Source organism: Planotetraspora silvatica (genome assembly GCF_016863315.1).
GTDB lineage: Bacteria > Actinomycetota > Actinomycetes > Streptosporangiales > Streptosporangiaceae > Planotetraspora > Planotetraspora silvatica.
This window is the reverse complement of sequence record NZ_BOOQ01000002.1, coordinates 541,035-564,349: the sequence shown is the minus strand read 5'-3', so window position 1 is coordinate 564,349 and position 23,315 is coordinate 541,035. Positions and strand designations below refer to the sequence as shown.

Annotated in this window: 26 protein-coding genes; 13 read left to right on the top strand and 13 right to left on the bottom strand. The window is 70.2% G+C overall.

What is annotated here, in order from left to right; translation table 11 throughout:
- Window positions 1-85: 85 nt before the first annotated feature.
- Window positions 86-358, bottom strand: coding sequence for a 30S ribosomal protein S20 (rpsT, locus tag Psi02_RS02895; RefSeq protein ID WP_203951221.1), 273 nt, complete (start codon window positions 356-358; stop codon window positions 86-88).
- Window positions 359-554: 196 nt separating this feature from the next.
- Window positions 555-1,568: a glycoside hydrolase family 18 protein gene (locus tag Psi02_RS02890; protein WP_239094550.1), complete on the bottom strand. Its 1,014-nt coding sequence runs from the start codon at window positions 1,566-1,568 to the stop codon at window positions 555-557.
- A gap of 128 nt (window positions 1,569-1,696) precedes the next feature.
- On the opposite strand from Psi02_RS02890, the gene lepA reads away from it, so the two are divergent.
- Window positions 1,697-3,529 carry a translation elongation factor 4 gene (lepA, locus tag Psi02_RS02885; protein WP_203951219.1) on the top strand — a complete coding sequence of 611 codons (1,833 nt, stop codon included), beginning with the start codon at window positions 1,697-1,699 and terminating at the stop codon, window positions 3,527-3,529.
- A 4-nt stretch (window positions 3,530-3,533) separates the two neighbouring features.
- On the opposite strand, the gene Psi02_RS02880 is transcribed toward lepA, so the two are convergent.
- The 3 genes from Psi02_RS02880 to Psi02_RS02870 are packed head-to-tail and all read right to left on the bottom strand — an operon-like array spanning window position 3,534 to window position 5,748.
- Window positions 3,534-4,202 carry a response regulator transcription factor gene (locus tag Psi02_RS02880; protein WP_203971436.1) on the bottom strand — a complete coding sequence of 223 codons (669 nt, stop codon included), beginning with the start codon at window positions 4,200-4,202 and terminating at the stop codon, window positions 3,534-3,536.
- Complete coding sequence (locus Psi02_RS02875; RefSeq protein ID WP_203971434.1) at window positions 4,199-5,269, bottom strand: sensor histidine kinase; 1,071 nt, start codon at window positions 5,267-5,269, stop codon at window positions 4,199-4,201. The genes Psi02_RS02880 and Psi02_RS02875 overlap by 4 nt, the downstream gene beginning before the upstream one ends.
- Window positions 5,266-5,748, bottom strand: coding sequence for a hypothetical protein (locus tag Psi02_RS02870; protein WP_203971432.1), 483 nt, complete (start codon window positions 5,746-5,748; stop codon window positions 5,266-5,268). Before Psi02_RS02870 ends, Psi02_RS02875 begins: the two co-directional genes overlap by 4 nt.
- Window positions 5,749-5,888: 140 nt before the next feature.
- On the opposite strand from Psi02_RS02870, the gene Psi02_RS02865 reads away from it, so the two are divergent.
- The gene (locus tag Psi02_RS02865; protein WP_203971430.1) at window positions 5,889-6,515 is read left to right on the top strand and encodes an MOSC domain-containing protein; all 627 of its coding nucleotides are present in this window, start codon (window positions 5,889-5,891) and stop codon (window positions 6,513-6,515) included.
- A 112-nt stretch (window positions 6,516-6,627) separates the two neighbouring features.
- Here Psi02_RS02865 and Psi02_RS02860 read toward each other — a convergent pair whose 3' ends face one another.
- On the bottom strand, window positions 6,628-7,899 hold the full coding sequence (locus tag Psi02_RS02860; protein WP_203971428.1) for a glycoside hydrolase family 18 protein: 1,272 nt from the start codon (window positions 7,897-7,899) through the stop codon (window positions 6,628-6,630).
- 135 nt (window positions 7,900-8,034) lie between these two features.
- Here Psi02_RS02860 and hemW point away from each other — a divergent pair, with 135 nt between their 5' ends.
- Entirely contained in the window at window positions 8,035-9,255 is a 1,221-nt protein-coding gene (hemW, locus tag Psi02_RS02855; protein WP_203971426.1) for a radical SAM family heme chaperone HemW, read from the top strand.
- 121 nt (window positions 9,256-9,376) lie between these two features.
- Here hemW and Psi02_RS02850 read toward each other — a convergent pair whose 3' ends face one another.
- The gene (locus tag Psi02_RS02850; RefSeq protein WP_203971424.1) at window positions 9,377-10,189 is read right to left on the bottom strand and encodes a DUF3097 domain-containing protein; all 813 of its coding nucleotides are present in this window, start codon (window positions 10,187-10,189) and stop codon (window positions 9,377-9,379) included.
- Between the two features lie 278 nt (window positions 10,190-10,467).
- Here Psi02_RS02850 and hrcA point away from each other — a divergent pair, with 278 nt between their 5' ends.
- Genes hrcA through Psi02_RS02835 form a run of 3 tightly spaced genes read left to right on the top strand, consistent with a single transcriptional unit; the run spans window position 10,468 to window position 13,366 of the window.
- The gene (gene hrcA / locus Psi02_RS02845) at window positions 10,468-11,481 is read left to right on the top strand and encodes a heat-inducible transcriptional repressor HrcA (protein WP_203951296.1); all 1,014 of its coding nucleotides are present in this window, start codon (window positions 10,468-10,470) and stop codon (window positions 11,479-11,481) included.
- Entirely contained in the window at window positions 11,482-12,615 is a 1,134-nt protein-coding gene (gene dnaJ, locus Psi02_RS02840; RefSeq protein ID WP_203971422.1) for a molecular chaperone DnaJ, read from the top strand.
- Between the two features lie 19 nt (window positions 12,616-12,634).
- Window positions 12,635-13,366 (top strand): 16S rRNA (uracil(1498)-N(3))-methyltransferase, encoded by a 732-nt coding sequence (locus Psi02_RS02835; protein ID WP_203971420.1) that lies wholly within the window; start codon window positions 12,635-12,637, stop codon window positions 13,364-13,366.
- Window positions 13,367-13,388: 22 nt separating this feature from the next.
- Here Psi02_RS02835 and Psi02_RS02830 read toward each other — a convergent pair whose 3' ends face one another.
- Together Psi02_RS02830 and Psi02_RS02825 are read right to left on the bottom strand one after the other, a co-directional pair.
- Window positions 13,389-14,012, bottom strand: a complete 624-nt coding sequence (locus Psi02_RS02830; RefSeq protein WP_203971418.1) for a hypothetical protein — start codon at window positions 14,010-14,012, stop codon at window positions 13,389-13,391.
- Entirely contained in the window at window positions 14,009-14,488 is a 480-nt protein-coding gene (locus tag Psi02_RS02825; RefSeq protein WP_203882703.1) for a SigE family RNA polymerase sigma factor, read from the bottom strand. The genes Psi02_RS02830 and Psi02_RS02825 overlap by 4 nt, the downstream gene beginning before the upstream one ends.
- Before the next feature lie 246 nt (window positions 14,489-14,734).
- On the opposite strand from Psi02_RS02825, the gene Psi02_RS02820 reads away from it, so the two are divergent.
- The 7 genes from Psi02_RS02820 (at window position 14,735) to era (ending at window position 20,173) form a co-directional block, all read left to right on the top strand.
- Window positions 14,735-15,079: a histidine triad nucleotide-binding protein gene (locus Psi02_RS02820; protein ID WP_203971416.1), complete on the top strand. Its 345-nt coding sequence runs from the start codon at window positions 14,735-14,737 to the stop codon at window positions 15,077-15,079.
- A 54-nt stretch (window positions 15,080-15,133) separates the two neighbouring features.
- Window positions 15,134-16,153, top strand: a complete 1,020-nt coding sequence (locus Psi02_RS02815; RefSeq protein ID WP_203971414.1) for a PhoH family protein — start codon at window positions 15,134-15,136, stop codon at window positions 16,151-16,153.
- A 25-nt stretch (window positions 16,154-16,178) separates the two neighbouring features.
- Window positions 16,179-16,655 carry an rRNA maturation RNase YbeY gene (ybeY, locus tag Psi02_RS02810; RefSeq protein ID WP_203951206.1) on the top strand — a complete coding sequence of 159 codons (477 nt, stop codon included), beginning with the start codon at window positions 16,179-16,181 and terminating at the stop codon, window positions 16,653-16,655.
- Window positions 16,652-17,950, top strand: a complete 1,299-nt coding sequence (locus Psi02_RS02805; protein ID WP_203971412.1) for a hemolysin family protein — start codon at window positions 16,652-16,654, stop codon at window positions 17,948-17,950. The genes ybeY and Psi02_RS02805 overlap by 4 nt, the downstream gene beginning before the upstream one ends.
- Window positions 17,951-18,262: 312 nt before the next feature.
- Complete coding sequence (locus Psi02_RS02800; protein ID WP_203971410.1) at window positions 18,263-18,916, top strand: hypothetical protein; 654 nt, start codon at window positions 18,263-18,265, stop codon at window positions 18,914-18,916.
- A complete protein-coding gene (locus Psi02_RS02795) occupies window positions 18,913-19,248 on the top strand; it encodes a cytidine deaminase-like protein (protein ID WP_203971408.1) in 336 nt (111 codons plus the stop codon). Before Psi02_RS02800 ends, Psi02_RS02795 begins: the two co-directional genes overlap by 4 nt.
- Window position 19,249: 1 nt before the next feature.
- Window positions 19,250-20,173, top strand: a complete 924-nt coding sequence (era, locus tag Psi02_RS02790) for a GTPase Era (RefSeq protein ID WP_203971406.1) — start codon at window positions 19,250-19,252, stop codon at window positions 20,171-20,173.
- Window positions 20,174-20,243: 70 nt separating this feature from the next.
- On the opposite strand, the gene Psi02_RS02785 is transcribed toward era, so the two are convergent.
- The 4 genes from Psi02_RS02785 to Psi02_RS02770 all read right to left on the bottom strand — a co-directional run bounded on the left by Psi02_RS02785 (window position 20,244) and on the right by Psi02_RS02770 (window position 23,310).
- Window positions 20,244-20,723 carry a hypothetical protein gene (locus tag Psi02_RS02785; protein WP_203971404.1) on the bottom strand — a complete coding sequence of 160 codons (480 nt, stop codon included), beginning with the start codon at window positions 20,721-20,723 and terminating at the stop codon, window positions 20,244-20,246.
- Window positions 20,724-20,733: 10 nt separating this feature from the next.
- Complete coding sequence (locus Psi02_RS02780; protein WP_203971402.1) at window positions 20,734-21,585, bottom strand: urease accessory protein UreD; 852 nt, start codon at window positions 21,583-21,585, stop codon at window positions 20,734-20,736.
- Between the two features lie 5 nt (window positions 21,586-21,590).
- On the bottom strand, window positions 21,591-22,289 hold the full coding sequence (gene ureG, locus Psi02_RS02775; RefSeq protein ID WP_203971400.1) for an urease accessory protein UreG: 699 nt from the start codon (window positions 22,287-22,289) through the stop codon (window positions 21,591-21,593).
- Between the two features lie 70 nt (window positions 22,290-22,359).
- The gene (locus Psi02_RS02770; protein ID WP_239094549.1) at window positions 22,360-23,310 is read right to left on the bottom strand and encodes an urease accessory protein UreF; all 951 of its coding nucleotides are present in this window, start codon (window positions 23,308-23,310) and stop codon (window positions 22,360-22,362) included.
- Between the last annotated feature and the right edge of the window lie 5 nt (window positions 23,311-23,315).

The window sequence follows — 23,315 nt, the reverse complement described above, 5'->3', positions numbered from 1 at the left end:
GCACACGGGCCGCCATGTGCGGCGGGAACGTCAAAACGCCGCATCCCGAAGACGGGATGCGGCGTGGACGTCCGCTATGGGACTGCTACTTGGCGGCCTGCAGAGCGGCGGCGCGCTTGGCGATCGCCGACTTGCGGTTGGCGGCCTGGTTCTTGTGGATGACGCCCTTGCTGACGGCCTTGTCGAGCTGGCGGGAAGCGGCATGGAGAGCCGCGACCGTCGCCTCGACGTCGCCCTGGTCGGCGGTCTCGCGGAACTTGCGGACCGCCGTCTTCAGAGACGACTTGACGGCCTTGTTGCGCAGCCGGGCCTTCTCGTTCTGCTTGTTGCGCTTGATCTGGGACTTGATGTTCGCCACGAAGAAGCCTCGGTAAGTCTTGGTCGGATGGGGCGCGCGGGCTCGAGAGAGGGCGCGCCACACGCAGATGAATCAGATTACCAACAGTCCGGCTCACCGCTCAAATCGCGCATGAGCAGGGGCCTGTGTCTGGATCCTACCCTGCGTCAGCCGGGCAGGGGCCGAAGCCGGAACCGCGATTCCGGGTGAACGGTGTTTACCCGGGTCGGACCCAGGCCGTCTCGTACTCCTTCCAGTCCTCCTCGGTGGCCGCGAAGTCCACATAGAGGGCGAGGCCGAGGTTGGACCGGGGGCCCTCATCCGTGAGGGCGAGCCGGGCGCCGTCGGCGGCCGCCTCGACACTCTCGGCGAAGTCGCTCAGGCCGACGAGGTGGTCGTGGTAGGCCGGGGCGCCGATGAGGATGGTCTTGTCCTCGGGCACCAGGCCCATGGCCAGCTTCGCCTGCCGTACGACATGGCCGCCGTAGAGCGACGGCAGGGGGGTCCAGGAGTCGTAGGTCATGATGGCGACCTGGTCGGTGAGATCCGCGACCTGCCGGAAGTAGCCGGGCGTCCAGTACTTGTCGTGGCCGACGATGAGGCGGAGGGGGAACCGCATGCCGGGCAGCGGCTCGATCTGCTGTGTGGCCACCGACAGGAGCTTGGAGCCGATCGCCTGCCGCGTTCCGGTCAGCACGTCCAGGAAGGGCCGGTCGCCGTCCGGCACGGGCTCGAAGTCGTAGTGGACGCCGTCGAACCCGAGATCGGACAGCGCCTTCGCCCCCGCGACGATCCTCGTCCGGGTCGCCGGATCGGCGAGGTCGAGGCCGCCTTGGACTCCGCCGTCCACGACCTGGCCGAGCCAGGCGGACACCCGGACTCCGGGGAGCTTCTCCCGCCACCACTTGAGGAAGTTCGCCGCGTTGGGGTACTTGTCGGCAGGGAGCGCGCCGTCGGCGTCGAACGGGCCGCTGTGCACGTATACATCCCGGATCCCGCTCTGGCGTAACCGGACGGCCAGCGCGTCCACGTCGGCGGCCGTCTTCCTGCCGTCCACCCAGGCGTGCCCCATCCACAGCGCGTCGTGTCCCGTCGTCCTGGCCCAGGCCGCCGGAGAGCCGGCGAATTGGAGCCTCAGCGCGCCCGCCGCGATCAGCCCCAGGGCCAGCGCCACGGCCAGGACGATCATCGCCCAGCGGAGAACGTGCCTGATGGTCCGTCTGATGGTCAAGGCAAGCATCCGGACATGCCACCATGGAGGGTGGCTGCTCCGCCAGCCCCGACCGGAGAGCGCGCTGAGCGTGAGGCGAGGCGGTTCGGCCGATCGGGCACACACCTACCTTGTTGAAACGGACTTCGGTGCGCACCCAGCCTGGCCAGACCGACCCCGCGTTGATCCGCAATTTCTGCATCATCGCGCACATCGACCATGGCAAGTCGACCCTCGCCGACCGGATGCTCCAGCTCACCGGTGTGGTCGACGACAGGTCGATGCGTGCGCAGTACCTCGACCGGATGGACATCGAGCGCGAGCGCGGCATCACGATCAAGTCGCAGGCCGTGCGGCTCCCCTGGGACGGCCACGTCCTCAACATGATCGACACGCCCGGCCACGTCGACTTCACCTACGAGGTGTCGCGGTCGCTCGAGGCGTGCGAGGGCGCGATCCTGCTCGTCGACGCGGCGCAGGGCATCGAGGCGCAGACGCTGGCCAACCTCTACCTGGCCATGAACGCCGACCTGCACATCATCCCGGTGCTCAACAAGATCGACCTGCCCGCCGCGCAGCCGGACAAGTACGCCGAGGAGATCGCCGGGCTCATCGGCTGCGACCCGGGCGACGTCATGCGGGTGTCGGGGAAGACCGGCGTGGGCGTCAAGGAACTGCTCGACCATGTCGTCGAGCACGTTCCCGCGCCCGTCGGCGACCCCGACCGGTCCGCCCGCGCGCTGATCTTCGACTCGGTCTACGACACCTACCGCGGCGTCGTGACCTACGTCCGCGTCATCGACGGGCACCTGTCCAAGCGCGAGCGGGTGCTCATGATGTCCACCGAGGCTCAGCACGAGCTCCTCGAGATCGGCGTGATCTCGCCGGAGGCCGTGCCGTCCGACAAGGGCCTCGGCGTCGGCGAGGTCGGCTACCTGATCACCGGTGTGAAGGACGTGCGCCAGTCGCGCGTCGGCGACACGGTCACCAGCGCGGTGAAGCCCGCCACCGACGCGCTCGGCGGCTACGACCACCCGAAGCCGATGGTCTACTCGGGCCTTTATCCGATCGACGGCGACGACTACCCCGAGCTCCGCGAGGCCCTCGACAAGCTCCGGCTGAACGACGCCGCGCTGGTCTACGAGCCGGAGACGTCGGCGGCGCTGGGATTCGGCTTCCGCTGCGGCTTCCTCGGCCTGCTCCACATGGAGATCGTCCGGGAGCGGCTGGAGCGGGAGTTCAACCTCTCGCTCATCTCCACCTCGCCCAACGTCATCTACCGCGTGGTGATGGAGGACGGCAAGGAGCTCGTGGTCACCAACCCGTCCGAGTTCCCGGGCGGCAAGATCGCCGAGATCCACGAGCCGATGGTGAAGGCCACGGTGCTGGCGCCCTCCGAGTTCATCGGCGCCATCATGGAGCTGTGCCAGGGCCGCCGGGGCAACCTCATGGGCATGGAGTATCTCTCGGAGGACCGGGTCGAGATCCGCTACACCCTGCCGCTCGGTGAGATCATCTTCGACTTCTTCGACCAGCTCAAGTCGAAGACGCGCGGCTACGCCTCGCTCGACTACGAGCCGTCGGGCGAGCAGGACGCGGATCTGGTGAAGGTCGACATCCTCCTGCAGGGCGAGCCCGTCGACGCCTTCAGCGCCATCGTCCACCGGGAGAAGTCCTACGCCTACGGGGTCGAGATGGCCAAGAAGCTGAAGGACCTCATTCCCCGGCAGCAGTTCGAGGTGCCCATCCAGGCCGCCATCGGCGCCCGGGTGATCGCCAGGGAGAACATCCGGGCCATGCGCAAGGACGTCCTCGCCAAGTGCTACGGCGGCGACATCAGCCGTAAGCGCAAGCTGCTGGAGAAGCAGAAGGAGGGCAAGAAGCGCATGAAGATGGTCGGCCGGGTCGAGGTGCCCCAGGAGGCCTTCGTCGCGGCGCTGTCCACCGACTCGGGCGCCGCGGCCGACAAGGCCAAGAAGTAGCGCGTCAGCGGGGTCCCGGATCGTCGGGCGGCTCCGCGAGGCCGTGCTCGTAGGCGTACCGCACCGCCTGGGCGCGGTCGCGGAGACCGGCCTTGGCGAACAGGTTGTTGATGTGCGTCTTGACCGTGGCCTCGCTGATGAACAGCTCACGGGCGATCTCGGCGTTCGTCCGGCCCCGGGCGATCAGCCTGAGCACGTCCTCCTCCCGCGAGGTGAGGCCGGCGGTCCTGCTCCGCTGCGGCTCCTTGGCCGTCATGCTCTCCAGCAGGCGGCGCTGGACCGAGGGGTCGAGTTGTGCGTCTCCCTCGTGCACGACGGTGACGGCCTGGGCGATCTCCTCCGCGTTCGCGCTCTTGGTGAGGAAACCTCGCGCGCCGGCCCGCAGCGCGGAGAACACCGACTGATCGTCCGCGTACGTCGTGAGGACCACCACCTGGACGGCCGGGTAGCCCTCGCGGATCCGCCGGGTGGCCTCGACGCCGTCCATCCGGGGCATGCGCAGGTCCATGAGCACGACGTCCGGGCGACGCTCACCGGCCAGACGGACCGCCTCCTCGCCGTCGGCCGCCGCCCCGACGACCTCGACGCCGGGGATCAGGCCGAGAAGCAGGACGAGTCCCTCGCGGACGACCGTCTGGTCGTCGGCGACCAGCACACGGGTCACGCGGGTCACGCGGGCACCTCCAGCCGTACGCGGAAGACGCCGTCGCGCTCGCCCGCCTCCAGGTGCCCTCCGAGCAGTTCGGCCCGTTCGCGCATGCCCACGAGGCCGTAGCCGCTGCCGGGCGTCCCCGGCGAGGCGGCCAGTTCGTTCGTCACCTCGAGTGAGCACGTCTCGGGACCGAAGATCAGCCGGACGCCGGGCGCCACCCCCGGAGCGTGCCGTCGCACGTTGGTCAGGGCCTCCTGGGTGGTACGGATGATCGCGAGCTCGGCCTCCGGATCGAGGCGGCGCCTGTCGCCGGCCATCGTGAGCTCGCAGCCCACACCGGTGGCGGTCTCGAACTCCCCGGTGAGCGTGGAGACGGCGTCGACGAGCGGCGGCATGTCCTCCCGCAGCGCGGTGATCGCCCTGCGGGTCTCCTCCAGGCCCTGTTTGGCCATGTCCCTCGCGAGCTCGACCCGCTCCAGCGCCTCGTCCGACCTGTCCGCCCGCAGCAGGAGCCGGGCACCTTCGAGGTGGACGATCTGGGCGGAGAGGGAGTGGGCGAGGATATCGTGGATGTCCCGTGCGATGCGCGCCCGCTCCGCAAGGACCGCCTCGCGGTCCTCCGCCGCCCGCGCGGCAAGGGTGGTCCGCCGGACATAGGCGAGCAGGTAGATCACTCCGCCGATGGCGATCACGTCCCACGACAGGCCCTTTCCCTCTTCGAGCGTGCCCACCGCCAGTCCGGCCAGGGCCGTGACGGCGGCGGGCAGGGAGAAGGCGAGCGGCAGCCGCAACGCGATGACGCCGATCGCGACGAAGACGGCGGAGATCGCGGGGCCTTCCGGCCGCAGGAGGTGGAGCAGGAGCGCGCTGGCGACCATCCCGTACGACGCGACGATCGCGCGGGCTGTCATCCGGTCGTGCCGTTGGAGGGCGAGGAAGGCCGCCGCGACGAAGCAGACGGACAGCAGGGAGTTCGCCAGGCTCGCGCCGGAGAGCCGTGGCCCCGGGTCGGACTGCAGCAGGGCGATCAGGAACACCACCACTACTGCGATTCGTATGGCGAGCCTGATGGTCCGCTCCCTGTTCACGCCTTGACGGTAGCGGCCGCGGGCGGGGCGGTCGAGCGCGCCCGTGCGACGACCGCCACGGCCTGGACGACCAGCGAGAGGCCGAAGAAGATCAGGATGCTTCCGGTCTCCAGGGCCACGCCTGCCGAGATTCCGGCGGCGACGAACCCGGCGCGGGTGGCGATCGCGACGATCCACGCGGCGATCGTCCAGGGCGTGCCCCTGCGCCAGAGCCTGCCGCTCTCATCGCGCCAGATCCGCATGGTGTAGGCCCGCACGAGGCCGAGCACGACTCCGACGACCAGTTCTCCGGCGAGCAGCCAGATGCTCAGGGCGGCGTGGTCGCCGTCGACGAGGTGGCCCTGGGCCGCGCCCAGGGCTATGAGGACGAGCGGCAGGACGAGGGCGCGGCCTTCCCCGACGGGGCGGGTGCGCATCTGGCGGTAGATCGACAGGGCGAGGACGGCGAGGGCCAGGAGGATGGCGAGCTGTTCGTTCATGGACCTGAAATTAGGCAAACCGGGCGGCGAGAGGATCGGACCACGGGTGGAGATCCAGTTCTCCACCCCCCGGGTGGATCCTCGACGTGCCCCCGGAAAACCGGATGCCCGCGGTGATGCGGATTCATTAGCGTCGGCTCATGCGCATCCTTTCGGTGAACGTGGGCCATGCCGTAGCCGCCGAGTGGGCAGGGAAGCTTCGCCGGACCGCCATCGACAAGAGAGCGGCCGAGGGGCGCGTCGCCGTACACGAAAACGGCCTGGCGGGGGACGAGCGGGCCGACCTCGTCCACCACGGCCATCGTGACCAGGCGGTCTACGCGTACGCGCGGGAGGACCACGACTGGTGGCAGGCGCGGCTGGGCAGGGAGCTCGGCGACGGGGCGTTCGGGGAGAACCTCACCACGTCGGGAGCCGACGTGACGGAGGCGCTCATCGGGGAGCGGTGGCGGATCGGGACCGCCCTCCTCGAGGTGACGGCGCCCCGGATCCCCTGCGTGACGTTCCGCGGATGGATGGGGGAGTCCGGCTGGGTCAGGCGCTTCACCCAGGCCGCCCGCCCGGGCGCGTACTTCCGGGTCGTCGAACAGGGTGAGCTGGGCGCGGGCGACGAGATCGAGGTGCTGGTCCGGCCGCGGAACGGCGCGACGATCCGTGAGGCGTTCGCCGCGTATCACGGGGACAGGGACCTGATGCGCAAGATCCTCGCCTACCCCGGCCACGGCGAGAAATGGGACGCGATCGCGGAAAGAGTGCTGAAGAGCTGACCGTTGTGGATCACGAGGGGGACCGGAGCCCGACCCAGGGGCTCCAGCCCCCCCTCATGCCGCCCGCCCGTGCTGCGGCGGGCGGGCCCACCCCCACAGGTGGGTTCGGGGATCAGCGCAGTACGGAGTACAGCGCCGAGGTGAGTGACGCCTTGGCGTCGTCCTGGTCGATGGACCACAACATGGATCCGCCGAGGCCCTTGAGCCTGATGTAGGCGGCCTTCTCCACCATCACGGCCGGGTCGTCGTAGGACCAGAACTCGTTGCCGTCGTAGAGCCAGAGCGTTCCGGTGAGCAGGTCGCGGTAGCGCTTGCCCGGCTTGGCGACGAGGTTCTTGTAGTCGTCACTGCCGGGGGCCCAGGTGCCCGGAGCGGGTCCGGTGGCCGGGGCGTAGAGGCCGTTGCCCGTGGACTTCACGCCCGTCCAGCCCTGGCCGTACGCGGGGACCCCCACGACGATCTTCTGGGCGGGTGCTCCGCGGCTGATGTAGTCGCGGACCGTCTGGTCGACGCTGTAGCGCACGGGGTTGGGGTCGCGCCGGTCGGTGAACAGGTTGCCGTTGTGGCCGGTCTGGGGCTCCCACGGGCCGTGCAGGTCGTACCCCTGGACGGTGGCGAAGTCGAGCTGGCTGAAGACCTTCTTGACCTCGAAGCCGGCGTCGATCTTGGCGGCCGCCGCGGGGAGGAAGGCGGTGAGCTCCGACTTCCGGTCGGCCGCCTTCATCTGGCGGCGCAGTTCGGTGAGGAACAGCGTGAAGTTCCGCTTGTCCTCCGGGCGGATGACGTTGCCGTCGTTGCCGGAGGAGCCGGGCCACTCCCAGTCGAGGTCGATGCCGTCGAAGACGCCCGCGCCCGCGCCCGCGGGCAGTCCGGGCAGGTTGCCCTTCAGCCACAGGTCGACGCAGGACGCCGCCAGCGTGGACCGCGCCGCGGGGGTGAGGACGGCGTCGGAGAAGTACTTCGAGCCGGTCCAGCCGCCGAGCGAGATGAGCACCTTCAGGCCGGGGTGCTCGGCCTTGAGCTTCTTCAGCTGGTTGAGGTTGCCCTTGAGCGGCTGGGCGTCGGCGTCGGCCACGCCGTCCACGCTCTCCTCGGCGGGTACGCCGCGCTGCCAGTCGGCCCACGGATCGGCGGAGTAGCACGTGCCCTCGGGGCCCACGAACCCGAACGCGTAGTTGATGTGGGTGAGCTTGGCGGCGGCGCCGCTGGTCTCGAGGTCCTTGACGTGGTAGTTCCGCGCGTATATGCCCCACTGGATGAAGTAGGCCACGCGCTTGAAGCGGTCGTTCTTGCCTGTCTGGGCCTGGGCCGCGGGGGGCACGGCGACGGCCGCGAGGCCGACGGCGACCGCCGCGACGAGGAGGTGTTTCAGGAATCGGCGCACGCTGTGTCTCCTGCTGTCGTTGGGACAACTATTAGGAAACTTTCTTGTAAATTGTCGCCGATCGTAGACCGGGGTGATCGGGCCGTCAATGGCACGGCGTCGATGGCACAGGGGGACTGGCGGCAGACTGGGGGTGTGCCTTCCGCCCTTCTCGACGGTGATCCCGTTCCCGCGTCCGGCGACCTGCCGCAGACCGCGCTCGACGGGCTTGGTTCACGCCCGTTCGGTTTTTATGTGCATGTCCCGTTCTGTGCCACGCGGTGCGGCTACTGCGACTTCAACACCTACACCGCCGCCGAGCTGGGCCCGGGGGCGTCGCAGCGGGACTACGCCGCCACGGCGATCGAAGAGGTACGGCTGGCGCGGCGTGTGCTCGGAACGGCCGCCCTGCCCGTGGAGACCGTGTTCTTCGGGGGCGGCACGCCGACCCTGCTGCCCGCGGCCGACCTGGTGCGGGTGCTCGGCGCGATCGACGACGAGTTCGGCCTGGCGCCGGGCGCGGAGGTGACCACCGAGGCCAATCCCGAATCCGTCGACCAGGCCTACCTGGAGGCGTTGCGGGAGGGCGGCTTCAACCGGATGAGCTTCGGCATGCAGAGCGCCAGCGAGCACGTGCTCAAGGTGCTCGACCGCAGGCACAGCCGAGGCCGGCCCGAGCAGGCCGTACAGGAGGCGAGGAAGGCCGGTTTCGAGCACGTCAACCTGGATCTGATCTACAGCACCCCGGGGGAGACCGACGACGACTGGCGCGACTCGCTGGCGGCCGCCCTCGCCGCCGGGCCCGACCACGTGTCGGCCTACTCGCTGATCGTCGAGGACGGCACCCGGCTCGCCGCGCGCATCCGCCGTGGTGAGCTGCCGATGCCGGACGACGACGTCGCCGCCGACCGGTACCTCATCGCCGAGGAGATGCTCTCGGCCGCGGGCCTCGAGTGGTACGAGGTCTCCAACTGGGCGGCCGCCGACGAGGCGCGCTGCCGCCACAACCTGCTCTATTGGACCGGCGGGGACTGGTGGGGCGTCGGCCCGGGGGCGCACAGCCATGTCGGGGGCACCCGGTGGTGGAACGTCAAGCATCCGGCGGCCTACGCGTCCCGCCTGGCGTCGGGCGCCTCGCCCGGGCACGCCAGGGAGGAACTGACCGCCGAGGACCGGGCCGTCGAGCGGATCATGCTGGAGCTCCGCCTCGTCTCCGGGTTCCCGCTGTCCGACCTGCCCACTCAGGCGCGTACGGTGTGCGCCAGGGCGCTGGGGGACGGCCTGCTCGAGGTCGAGCCGTTCAAGCGGGGACGGGCCGTGCTCACCCTGCGCGGGCGGCTGCTCGCCGACGCTCTGGTGCGTGATCTGACGCCGTAGCGGTTTCGTGCATGATCACGGTTGATGTTCCCGCAGGTCGGACGGCCTGGCGCCGAAGGTGTGCATGATCACGACGGAGGTTTGAGCTGGTCGGGTGGCCTCGCGCCGAAGGTGTGCATGATCACGCGGGGGATTGGGCGGTGACGAAGTCGATCAGTTCTTCGACGCGGCCGAGGAGTTCGGGCTCGAGGTCGGCGAACGTCTCGACCCGGCCGAGGATGTGCCGCCACGCCTCCTGAGGGTCCATCCGCCAGCCGAGAGCGGCGATCACGCCCTCCTTCCACGGGATCCCGCGAGGGACGTCCGGCCACCCGGCGATACCGAGCGCCGACGGCTTGACCGCCTGCCAGATGTCCACGTACGGGTGTCCCACGATCAGCACGTGGTCCCCGGTCACCTGGGCCGCGATCCTGCTCTCCTTGGAGCCCGGGACGAGATGGTCGACCAGCACCCCGAGGCGCCTGCCCGGCTCGGGGGCGAACTCCGCCACGATGGCCGGCAGATCGTCGACGCCTTCGAGGAACTCGACCACCACACCTTCCACGCGCAGGTCGTGGCCCCAGATCTTCTCCACGAGGGAGGCGTCGTGCACGCCCTCCACGTAGATCCGGCTCTCCCTCGCCACCCGGGCGCGCAGGCCCTCCACCGCGACGGAGCCCGAGGCGCTCCGCTTGGCGCCCTGCGGCGCGGCGGCCGGCCGCACCAGGGTCACGGGCTTGCCGTCCAGGAGGAACCCGGCGGGCACGAGGGGGAAGACCCGCCGTCGCCCGAACCGGTCCTCCAGGGTGACGGCCTCCTTGTCGCAGGCCACCACGGCGCCGCAGAAGCGGCCTTCCGCGTCCTCGACCACGAGGTCCGGTTCGGCCGGGACCTTGGGGATCTGCCCCCGCTTGGGGCGCCGCCAGTCTCCGGAAAGCACGTCCTGCCCGTACATGCCGGGAACGCTAGCAAATCACGGACAGGCGCGGCGTGAGGTCGGGCTGCTGATCACGGGATCGCGGGTCCTGACGAGAGTCCGGCGAGAGGGCGCGGGGGATCGGGCTCGGACCTTCTGCGGAGGGGTATTCCTGTTATGTGACTTGAGAGTGATTCGTGGATGGTTTGTCCGCGGCATCGTCTGTGTTATCGCACCCCGTGGGCGGTAGCCGTACACTTGGCACTCGGGAACACAGAGTGCCAGAGCGCGTGTTCCCCGCACAGGGAGGTGACACTTTGCTCGACGACCGCAAGCTGGCCGTGCTGCGTGCCATCGTCGAGGACTACGTGTCCACCAACGAGCCGGTGGGCTCCAAGGCCCTTGCCGACAGGCACAATCTCGGCGTCTCACCTGCGACGATCCGCAACGACATGGCCGCGCTCGAGGAGCAGGGGTACATCCACCAGCCTCACACGAGCGCGGGCAGGGTGCCGACCGACAAGGGATACCGCCTGTTCGTCGACCGTCTCTCACAGGTGAAACCGCTCTCGGGCGCCGAACGCCGGGCGATCGAGACGTTCCTCGCGGGAGCGGTCGACCTCGACGAGATCGTCATGCGGACGGTCCGCCTGCTCGCCCAGCTCACCCGTCAGGTCGCGGTGGTGCAGTATCCGTCGCTGACCCGGTCGACGGTCCGGCACGTGGAGATCGTGCCCGTCGGCGAGCGACGGGTCATGCTCGTGCTGATCACCAACACCGGCCGGGTCGAGCAGCGCGTGATCGATCTGGTCGAGGACGTTGCGGAGGACCGGATCGCGAATCTGCGGGCCGTCCTCAACACGTGCCTCGACGGCTGCGGCCTGTCCAACGTCCCGGAGACCGTCGCCGAGCTGCCGGAACGGCTTCCGCAGGAGGACAGGTCGGTGGCGGCGACCATCCTGTCCGTGCTCCTCGAGACGCTCGTCGAGCGGCACGAGGAGAAACTCGTCTTCGCCGGGACCGCCAACCTCGCGGCGGCCGACTTCAGCGTCGGCCTGCGCGACGTGCTGGAGGCGCTGGAGGAACAGGTCGTCCTGATGCGTCTCCTCGGAGAGACAGGCGGACTGTCCGAGCTGACCGTCCGGATCGGCTCGGAGAACCCGTACACCGGACTTCGCGGCACCTCTATCGTGGCCGCGGGATACGGTTCGGGCGACAAGGAACTGGCCCGGCTCGGAGTGCTGGGCCCGACTCGAATGGACTATCCCGTGACGATGGGTGCGGTGCGCGCCGTGGCGCGCTACGTGGGCCAGATCCTGGCGGGGTCATAAGTGGCCCAGGACTACTACGCGACCCTCGGGGTACGCCGTGACGCCAGCCAGGAAGAGATCAAGAAGGCGTACCGCCGTCTCGCCCGGGCGCTGCACCCTGATGTGAATCCGGATCCGGAGACCCAGGAGCGGTTCAAGGAGGTCACCCAGGCGTACGAGGTGCTCTCGGACACGAGCAAGCGCCAGATGTACGACCTCGGCGGCGACCCGTTCAGCAGCGGCGCGGGCGCCGGGGCGGGCGGCTTCGGAGCCGGGTTCCCGTTCAGCGACATCATGGACGCCTTCTTCGGGTCCTCGGGGGCCTCGCGAGGGCCGCGATCACGCGCCAGGCGCGGGCGCAACGCGACGATCCGGGTCGAGCTCGACCTCGCGGAATCGGGGTTCGGCACCACGCGTGAGCTGGTGGTCGACACGGCCGTGTTGTGCGAGGTCTGCCAGGGGTCCGGCGCGGCGGCGGGCACCCATCCGGACACCTGTGACATGTGCCACGGCCGCGGAGAGGTCTCGCAGGTCACCCGGTCGTTCCTCGGCCAGGTCATGACCTCGCGCCCGTGCCCGCAGTGCGGCGGCTTCGGAAGCGTGATCCGCCACCCGTGCATGGAGTGCTCCGGCGAGGGCCGGGTCCGCACCCGCCGGACCATCAAGGTGCGCATCCCCGCCGGTGTCGAGGACGGCACCCACATCCAGCTCGCGGGCGAGGGCGAGGTCGGCCCCGGTGGCGGCCCTGCCGGCGACCTCTTCCTGGAGATCGTCGAGCGTCCGCACCAGATCTTCGAGCGGCGCGGCGACGATCTCCACTGCACGGTCCAGATCCCGATGACGGCCGCCGCCCTCGGCACGTCGCTCACCGTCGAGACCCTCGACGGCGCCGAGGACATCGACGTACGGCCCGGCACGCAGGCGGGCCAGGTCATCCCCCTGTACGGCAGGGGCGTGCAGCGTCTCAACGAGACGGGCCGCGGCGACCTGCTGATCCACGTCACCGTGGAGACCCCCACCAAGCTCGATCCCCAGCAGGAGGAGTTGCTCAAGGAGTTGTCGAAGTTGCGGGGCGAGGAGCGGCCCCCGGGCAAGTTCACGCCCGGGCAGCAGGGCTTCTTCTCCCGGCTGCGAGACGCCTTCAACGGCCGCTGAGGTCCGTTGTGAGCGGCGCATGAGCGTTCCCGTCTTCCTGGCCGACGCCGCCGACCTCGAGGCGGACCGTGTCGTGCTCGACGGCGCGGAGGGACGGCACGCGGCCGCCGTCCGCCGGATGCGCGCGGGCGAGCGGATCGACCTCACCGACGGCGCCGGCCTTCTCGCCGAGTGCGTGGTCGTCGAGGTGGGCAAGGATTCGCTCACCGCCGAGGTGGTCGGGCGCCACCGCGTCGAGGCGCCGGCGCCTCGCCTGGTCGTGGTCCAGGGCCTGCCGAAGGGCGACCGGGGTGAGCTGTCGGTCGAGATGATGACCGAGGCGGGCGTGGACGTCATCGTGCCCTGGTCGGCCGCCCGCTGCGTGACCCAGTGGAAGGGCGACCGGGCGGCCAAGGGGACGGCCCGCTGGCGGAGCACCGCCCGCGAGGCGGGTAAGCAGGCCCGCCGTTTCCACCTCCCCGAGGTGACGGAGCAGGCCACGACCGGCCAGGTCGCACAGCTGATCTCGCAGGCGGCCCTCGGGATCGTCCTGCATGAGGAGGCCACGGCCTCGCTGTCCGGCGTCACGCTCCCCGAGAAGGGCGACATCGTGATCGTGGTCGGCCCCGAGGGCGGCATCGCCGGCGAAGAACTCGACAGGTTCGCGCAGGCGGGAGCCGTACCGGCCCTGCTGGGGCCGACGGTGTTGCGGACCTCGACGGCGGGGGTCGCCGCCGCGGCGGTGCTGCTGTCCCGCTGCGGGCGCTGGTGACGGAGGCCTCAGACGGGCGAGGTCAGGAGGCCACCGCGACCTCGTCGCCCGCGTCGAGCGTGGCCGTCTCCGTCGGGGTGGGTGTCGGCGTGGGCGTGGGGGTGACCGTCGGCGTCGGGGTCGGGCTCGGTGTCGCGGACGTGGTCACCGGAGGAGACGGCGTCTCCTTCTCCGGAGGGCACGACGGAGACGGAGCAATCTTGCCGGGCGGGTGCGTGGCGCAGACCGTCGCCTTGGGAGGCGGCGGCCGCAGGCTCGTGGTCGGCTTGTGCGAGGGAGTCGGCGTCACCTGAGAGTGCGGCGTCCCGCTGGGGGAGATCACGGGGGTGGGAACCGTTCCGGCGGGGGGACGTCCCGTCGAGGAGGTGTCGGGAAGCTCGGAGCCGTCTGCTCCCGCGACCGAGATGCCCGTGCTCTGGCTCACCTGGGTGCGCAGGTCGGGGACCAGCATGACGACCGTGCCGGCCACGAGGACGGCTCCGGCTACGGAGACTCCCGCTCGCCACCAAAACGTCCCCCGCAGGCCGCGCTTCTCGATCCGGCCGCGGATGATGTTCAGTCCCTCGGGAGACGGCACGATGGAGTCCGCCTCCGCGCGCATGGAAGCGCGGAGCAACTCCTCGAAGTCGTCGTCGGGGAAGGTCATGAGAACTGCTCCAGTGCCATCCGTAGTGCGGCCATGCCGCGGGCCGTGTGACTCTTCACCGCGCCCTTGCTGATTCCCATCGCGTTGGCGATCTCAGCCTCGGACAGGTCGCCGTAGTAGCGCAGCACGAGCGCCTCCCGCTGCCTGGTGGGCAGACCACGGAGTGCCTCGATCACCGCAGTGCGCTCCAACTCTCCGATCGCGCCGTTCTCCGCGCTCGGCGCGTCGGGAAGGCCCTTGGGCGCGTATCTCTCGACGACGGCACGATGGCGCAGCACGGATCGTGATCGGTTGACGACCGACTGGCGGAGGTAGGCGAGTGCCTTGTCGGTGTCACGAAGCCGCCGCCACGCGCCATGGATGGCGACGAAGGCGTCCTGCACGACTTCTTCCGCACTGGCCACATCACGGACCAGTAACACCGCGAGACGCACCAATGACCGATAATGGGCGCTGTAAAGCGCCGTCACGGCCATGTCGGCATCCCACCCGACGGGCACCGCCCCCAGCGACCTGTCGGCCACGAGGGTTTCGGTGGTCACGTCAGTAGGACGCTCGTCACTCCCGGGAAGTTTACGTTCTTCCGAATCATTAGGGGGCATGACCCAGTGGTGTCCTCGCCCGACACTAGGGGTGTTTTTTCGGTGCAGTGTCGCACACACAGACTATCTACGGGGATCTTTCCACGGCATCACTGATTGGCAACGGCTACTCTTTCGCTCGTGACCGACTGCCTGTTCTGCAACATAGCGGCCAAGGAGATCCCCGCGGAAATCGTCCTGGAAACCGATCGGGCGCTCGCGTTCCGCGACATCAACCCGCAGGCGCCCACGCACGTGCTGGTGATCCCCAGGGCCCACCACGAGAACGCGGCGGCGCTGGCGGAGGCCGACGACGGCCTGGCCGACGATCTGCTCAAGGCGTGTCACGCCGTGGCCGTGCAGGAAGGCGTGGCCGAATCCGGATATCGCGTGGTCCTCAACACCGGTCCCGGCGCCGGGCAGACCGTCTTCCACGTCCACGCGCACGTCCTCGGGGGCAGGAGTCTCCTGTGGCCACCGGGGTGAGCGGCTAGCATGACGGTAGGAAACTAGGGAGGCGAGCAGGCCGTAGGGCCGCCCATGTCCGAATCACAGGAATTCCATAAAACCCAGGCCAAGGTGGTCATCCCCGATGGGCAGCCGATGGTCAGCCTCCTCGGCTCGCGCGACGAGCTGCTGCGGGTCATAGAAAAGGCCTTCCGCGCCGACATCCACGTGCGCGGCAACGAGATCACCGTCACCGGCAGCCCCGAGGAGAGCGGCGTCGTCGTGCGCCTGTTCGAGGAGCTGGTCGAGCTGGTCACCTCGGGCGCGGTGCTGACGCCCGATTCCGTCGAGCGCAGCATCGCGATGTTGCGGATGACCACCGACCGTCCGGCCGAGGTGCTGTCGCTCGACATCCTCTCCTCTCGCGGCCGGACGATCCGTCCCAAGACGGTCAACCAGAAGCGGTACGTCGACGCGATCGACAAGCACACGGTCGTGTTCGGCATCGGCCCCGCCGGCACGGGCAAGACCTACCTGGCGATGGCCAAGGCCGTGAAGGCCCTGCAGAACAAGCATGTGAACAGGATCATCCTGACCCGGCCCGCCGTGGAGGCGGGCGAGCGGCTGGGGTTCCTGCCGGGGACGCTCTACGAGAAGATCGACCCGTACCTGCGGCCGCTCTACGACGCCCTCCACGACATGCTCGACCCCGACTCGATTCCGCGTCTGATGGCCGCGGGTACGATCGAGGTCGCGCCGCTGGCCTACATGCGCGGGCGCACCCTCAACGACGCCTTCATCATCCTCGACGAGGCGCAGAACACCTCGCCTGAGCAGATGAAGATGTTCCTGACCCGCCTGGGGTTCAACTCCAAGATCGTCGTCACGGGTGACGTGACGCAGATCGACCTGCCCGGCGGACAGGAGAGCGGCCTCAAGGTCGTGCAGACCATCCTCGAGGGCATCGAGGACATTCACTTCAGCAGGCTGACCAGCGCCGACGTGGTGCGTCACCGGCTGGTCGGCGACATCGTGGACGCCTACGGACGCTATGACGCGGCGGTCGCGTCCGAGCCCCGTGAGATCGCCAAGCGAGCCAGGGGCAGACGATGACGAGCACGCGCGCGAAGGAGATCCGGTGAGCATCGAGGTGGCCAACGAGTCCGGCGTCGAGGTCGACGAGTCGGCACTCGTCGAGCTGGCCGGTCACGTGCTCGGCCGCATGGGCATCCACCCACTGGCCGAGCTGTCGATCCTGATCATCGACGAGGCGGCGATGGCCGTCCTGCACGAGCAGTGGATGGGGGAGCCGGGGCCGACCGACGTCCTGGCCTTCCCCATGGACGAGCTGCGGCCCAATTCCGGCGGCGGCCGCGAGGACGACTCCTCCACCGACCCCGCGCTGCTCGGCGACGTGGTGCTCTGCCCCCAGGTCGCCGCCAAGCAGGCCGCGGAGGCCGGGCACGGCGCCCAGGACGAGCTGGAGATGCTCTGCACCCACGGCATCCTTCACCTGCTGGGCTATGACCATGCGGAACCAGAGGAACACGCCGAGATGTTCGGCCTTCAGGGCGAGCTGCTCGAGGCGTGGCGGGAGGTGCGGCGGAAGCCGTGAACAACGGCTGGCTGATTTCGGCCGTCATCCTGATCGTGATCGGCGGCCTGCTGGCGAGTGCGGAAACGGCCCTCACGCGCATCTCCAGGGTGCGCGCTGAGGAGTTCGTCAAGGAGGGCCGCCGCGGTGCGGTGCGCCTCCGGGCGATCGTCGCCGACCCGCCGCGCTATCTCAACCTCCTGCTCCTGCTTCGCTTGAGCTGTGAGCTGGTGGCCACCGTCATCGCCACCCTGCTGACCGTCGACTGGCTCGGCGACCAGGGACAGGCGTACGCGGTGGCGGCCGTCATCATGATCGTGGTGAGCTACGTCATCGTCGGCGTCTCCCCGCGCACCCTCGGCCGGCAGCACGCCGAGCCGGTCGCGCTGGCCGGCGCCCCGATCGTGTACGGCCTGACCCGGATCTTCGGCCCGCTGCCGAAGCTGCTGATCCTGCTGGGCAACGCGCTCACGCCCGGCCGGGGGTTCCGGGAGGGCCCCTTCACCTCTGAGGCCGAGCTGCGCGACCTGGTCGATCTGGCCGAACAGCGCAGGGTGATCGAGCCCGACGAGCGGGAAATGATCCACTCGGTGTTCGAGCTGGGCGACACGCTCGTGCGCGAGGTCATGGTGCCGCGCACCGACATCATCTTCATCGAGCGCGGCAAGACCCTGAGCCAGGCGCTCTCGCTGGCCCTGCGCAGCGGCTTCTCCCGCATCCCCGTGGTCGGTGAGAACGAGGACGACGTCGTCGGCATCGCGTATCTCAAGGACATCGTCAGGCGGATGCAGGACAACGGTGACTCGGGGGCCCGGATCGACGGGTTCATGCGCCCGGCCACCTACGTGCCGGACAGCAAGCCGATCGACGAACTGCTGCGCGAGATGCAGGCGCGGCAGATCCACCTGGCGATCGTGATCGACGAGTACGGCGGCACCGCCGGCCTGGTCACGATCGAGGACGTGCTCGAGGAGATCGTGGGCGAGATCGCCGACGAGTACGACCAGGAGGCGCCCCGGGTCGAGTGGCTCGACGGCGGCGCCGTACGGGTGACCGCGCGGCTGCCGATCGACGAGCTGGCGGAGCTGTTCGACACCGAGATCGAGGTCGAGGACGTCGACACCGTGGGCGGGCTGCTGGCGCACGCGCTGGGACGCGTGCCCATCGCGGGCTCCGAGACCACGGTCGGCGGGCTGCGCCTGACGGCGGAGACCCTGGCCGGGCGCCGCAACCGCATCAGCACCGTGGTCGTCCGCCCGGTCGAGCCCGCCGCGGGGGACGACGACGTCGTCAGGGCCTCGGCTGAGCGAGACTAATCCGCGCCGATTGTCGGATTTGTGTCTCATGTGGCTTGGGCGGCAAGCGTCCGTTAAGCGTTCTGCAAGTGGGCTGGGCCACAGTTCTTGCAAGGCGTCCGGGAGGGGTTCGGGACGCCGGAGGGGGGAGCCCGGCGCGCCGGAAGGGGTTCGCGGCGCACCGGCACCCTCGCTCGGGGGCTCGTGGGGGCTCTCACCCGGCCGGATCGGGTGGGAGCGCCCCATACGTCGTCGCACATCGCCGCTCGTCACTCCTGGTGGTTGTCGATTTCCGTCCGGGGAAGGAACGGGTCGGCGGAGGAGACGACGGGTATGCGGATCATCCAGGCGGCCCTCGTATGCGGACTGATCGCGATGACGGGGGCGTGCGGCACCGAGGACATGATCCACGCACGCGCGAGATCCACGGCCGAGACCGTGCGGCTGCGTGCCGCGCTCGGCACCATGGACGACCTGCCGGCCGGCTTCTCCGATCGAGCCAGAGACGGGTGGCGACCCCCCTTCCGGCCGAAGAAGAAGGCGTGCCGCGTGCTCTTCGACGCCGTGGCGGGCGAGCCGCCCTCGGACGGGCTCGGCGGCACGGCCACGGTCACCTATGAGGGCGACCGCATCGGGGAACTGGCCGGCGTCGGTCTGGCGGTCTACCTGGGCGACGAGGCCGAGGACCACTTCGAGGAGTTGCGCGAGGCCATGGGCGAGTGCGCCACCGCCCAGAGTGGCCGCGCGGGGCGGGGGGACCGGCTCGTGGCGTCCCCGTTCCCGCTCGAGGACGTCGGCGACGACGTCGAGGCCCGCCGGCTGGCCGGCCGCGTCGGGGGATACCCGTACGAGATGCATCTGGTCGTCGTCAACGTCCGGCACACTCTCGTCGCCCTCGTTCACGCCGGTCTGACGGCGCCCGATGCCGGCCGTACGGAGGAACTGGCCCGGTCACTGGTCCGCGAGGTCGGTAGCCTTGACCCGTGACAGAGACGCTGGACCCCGAGGATTCGAAGATCATCACGCTGGCGCGTTCGATTCGCGCCCGTAACGGCTCCGCCGAGGGAGCCGCGGTGCGTGACGAGACGGGGCGGACGTATGCCGCGAGCGGCGTCGATCTGCCCTCGCTCCAGCTGTCGGCTGTCCAGGTCGCGGTCGCGATGGCGGTGTCGAGCGGGGCGAAGGCCCTGGAGGCCGCCGCGCTCGTCTCCGAGGCGGAGGGCCCCGAGGAGCAGGACCTGTCGGTCGTGCGGGACCTCGGCGGCGGCACATTCTTCCTGGCCGGTCCCGACGGTTCCCTGAAGGGCCGGTACGTCTGACGTGAGCGATTTCCGCAGCGACTTCCCTGACGACTTCCACGCCGGGTTCGCCTGCTTCGTCGGCAGGCCGAACGTCGGCAAGTCCACCCTGATGAACGCCCTCGTCGGCACCAAGGTGGCCATCACCTCGTCGAAGCCGCAGACGACCCGGCGGGCCATCCGCGGCATCGTGCACCGGCCCGAGGCACAGCTCGTGATCGTGGACACCCCCGGCTTCCACCGGCCCCGCACGCTTCTCGGCGAACGGCTGGACAGCCTCGTGTTGTCCACCCTGACCGAGGTCGACGTGATCGGCTTCTGCGTGCCGGCCAACGAGCCGATCGGCAAGGGCGACAAGTTCATCACCGAGAAGCTCGCCGCCGTGAAGAAGACCCCGGTGGTCGCGGTCGTGACCAAATGCGACCTCGCCTCGCGCGAGCAGATCGCCCGCCAGTTGCTGGCGGTCTCGGAGCTGGCCGACTTCGCGGAGATCGTCCCGGTGTCGGCCGAGAGCGGGGAACAGCTCGACGTGCTCGCCGAGCAGCTCATCGCCCGGCTGCCGGAGTCCCCGCCGCTGTACGCCGGAGGAGAGCTGACCGACGAGCCGGAGGCGATCCTGGTCGCGGAGCTGATCAGGGAGGCGGCGCTCGAGGGCGTCCGCGACGAGTTGCCGCACTCCATCGCGGTCGTGGTGGAGGAGATGGGCCCGCGAGAGGGCCGCGACGACCTCCTGGACATCTACGCGTTCATGTACGTCGAGCGCCAGTCGCAGAAGGCGATCGTGATCGGCCCCGGCGGCGCCCGGCTGAAGGACGTCGGCACCCGCGCTCGGCAGCAGATCGAGGCGCTCCTCGGCAGCCGCGTCTACCTGGACCTGCGCATCAAGGTCGCCAAGGAGTGGCAGCGCGATCCCAAGCAACTCCGCCGCCTGGGCTTCTACGACTGACGCGCCTCCGCGGCGGGACTTCGTTCCCGCCGCGCCGGCTGCGTCCGGGGCAGGCTCTGGGCCGCGGCGTTCAGCGGCGGCGGATGAGGGAGGCGGCGGCCAGCACGGCGACCACGACCGAGGCGAGCAGTCCCGCGAACCAGCCGTACTCGATCGTGGGATGCACGTCGATCAGCCCCGGGACGCGGAAGTTCAGCCGGTCGGCCAGGTCCTGGGGATCCATGAGGAACATCGCCATGGAGAACGCGGCCACCGCGCCTGGCAGGATCGCGAACCCGGTGAACAGCCAACTCCGCACGACGCCGAGCACTCCGAGCAGCATCGCCACGAGTCCGGCGACCATGACGGCCCAGCCCGCTCCGTCGCCCACGCCCCGCACCACGTGGTTGACCTCGGTGTCCAGCACGCTGAACCGGGCCGTCACCCCCGCCCATGGCAGCAGCGCCGTCACGGCCAGCGCGAGGCCGGCGACGATCACACCGATGGCGAGCAGCAGACTGGGGGTGCTCCGGCCCGGCATTCCGTAGCCCGGCAGGGTGGGTTCCGACACGATCACCAGGCTACGGCCCGGCGTCCACCGCTGGTGTCCGTTGCGGCACGGCAAGCTCCGTTTTCTCCTGCCATGAGGTGGCGTAGACATCGGCCATGCTCTCGGCGCGTTCGAGGCGGGCGCGCAACTCCACGGTGTCCTGGGCGAGGGCGGAGGCGAGCACTCCCGGCCCCGCCAGGGGCAATGTGGCCCACCCGTCGCCGATCGTGGCCCGGCGTTCCCCTTTCTGATCACGTTCGGCATCCCACGCCGGGCCCGCGATGAGGGTGGAGCCGACGCATCGGGCGTCGCCGTACACGGCGGGGCTGGCGTCGACCGCCGGATCCCCGATGAGAAGCTCCTGCCGCAGTAGCGGCCATCCGGCGACGGTGGCGTCGAACCTGGTACGGCAGCGGCCGGGCCGTTCGCCGTGCCGTCCGAAGACGATCTCCTCGCGCCACAGGACCGTGGCGTCCTCCGCGAGCGAGAGCCGTACGGCCATGCGGTGCGAACACCCGGCGGCGAGCACGGTCGGCTCCGGCGAGAAGCGCAACGACGCGCCCGCGCCGACGCGGGCGTCGACCATCATGACCGAGTCGCCGGGGGAGGAGCCGGGCAGCACCAGCGTTGACGCCACCGAACGCACCTCCAGATCGGTGCCGGGGCCGACGTCGATCACCAGTTCCAGGCGGTCTCCGCCGAGCGGGCCCGCCCCGGTCGAGACCAGATGCACCAGGCCGGGACCCGTCTGGCGCAGCGTCAGCGGCGGATCGGACCGCAACGTCTCCAGACGTGTCCGGCCCCCTGCCGCCTCCGTCGTGATGACCGCTCGCGCCGTCACCGACGCCCGAGACGCCGCTGGGCTGCTGGGCGGTGTCGTCATGGCGCTCAGGCGGCCGTCGTCGGGGTCGTGCGCTCGTGGTCGTGGGCGTTGGCGTGCTTCCAGGTGTTCACCAGGCTGGTCACCCATTCGGCGACGGAGTGGGCGCTGCGGTCCTCCCTGAGAGAGGTGAACAACACCGGCCTGCCGTCCCGCACGGCCGCGGCGTCGCGCGACATCACGGTCAGGTCGGCCCCGACGAGCGGGGCGAGGTCGGTCTTGTTGACCACCAGGAGGTCGGCCATGGTGACGCCGGGGCCGCCCTTGCGGGGCACCTTGTCGCCGCCCGAGACGTCGAGCACGAAGATCTGCCGGTCGGCCAGGCCCCGGCTGAAGGTCGCCGTCAGGTTGTCGCCGCCGCTCTCGACGATCACGAGGTCGAGGGGGCCGAAGCGCTCCTCCAGCGTCTCCACCGCGTCGAGGTTGGCGGCGATGTCGTCGCGGATCGCCGTGTGCGGGCAGCAGCCGGTCTGCACGGCGAGGATCCGCTCGGGGTCGAGGACACCCGCACGGCGGAGGAACTCGGCGTCCTCGGTCGTGTAGATGTCGTTGGTCACCACCCCCAGGCGCATCGACGGGCCGAGACTCCTGCACAGTGCCGCCACCAGGGCGGTCTTGCCGCTTCCGACGGGTCCGCCGATGCCGAGGCGCAGCGCGCGCCCGTGCGGGTCGGCCGCGTCGTGGAGGTCGTCGTGCTGAGCGCCCATATGTGGCCCGTCCTTCGGCTTTCGATCTGATGGCGGCTGGGGTGTCGTTTCTCGGCTGGAGATGACCTCGTCAGGAGACGAAGAGTTTCATCGGGTTGTTGAGATGGCCTTCGGCGAGCAGGTCCAGCGCCGGGGCGGTGTGGCCGGGCAGAGCGGGCCATCCCGATCCCCGGGCCTTCGCGGCCGCGCCGTTCGCCGGGGCGCCGTTTTGGATTGCGCTGTTCTGTGCTATTCCGTCGTGGGTTGCGCCGTTCTGGATTGCGCCGTTCTGGGCTGGGCCGTTGGGCACGACGTCGTCGATGAGCGACGCGCAGGCGGCGTGGGCGGCGTCGTTCAGTGCCGGGGCGAGGTCGGCGAGCAGCCGGTGCACGGTCACCGGGTCGAGCCCGAGCAGCCGCACCGCGGCCGTTGCCGGGCCCGTCACCGAGATGTACGCCGCCGCCATGGCCGCCTGGTAGGGGTCGCAGCCCGCCGAGGCGGCCGCCGCTCCCAGGGCGATGGGATGGTGTGCGCCTTCCGGTACGGCTCGCGCCAGCGTGTCGAGCACGGTCGACGGCCAGATCCTGCGGGCGGTGCGGAGGAGCAGCCGTCCCTGGACCCGGCTCGCCTCGCGCTGGGCGGGTGAGGCGGTCCTCGCGTCGGCCTCGGCGTCGAGTCGCCGCCAGGGGTGGGCCGGATCGGCGCCCGTTCCCGCGCCCGTTCCCGCGTCCGGTGGATTCCCGTCGCCGTCGGCTTGGCCGTACGGCCCGGCGGGGTGGTCCGCGGTGGCGGTGGCGAGCTCGCAGGCGGCGGCCGCCAGTGCCGCGGTGACCAGCCCCGCGGTGGCCAGCCGGCCACGGAGGAACCGCGCCAGGTCCTCCGGGCCGGTGATCGTGCCGAGCCGCACCGCTTCTTCGGCGCCGCCCGAGTGGGCGTGGCCGCCCGCGGGAAGCCGCGAGTCGGCCAGCAGCAGCAACGCCGCGTCGCCGGTCGGCTTGTCGCGCATCCCGTCTCCCCTTCCGTCCCCGATGTCCTGGCGCATCCCCC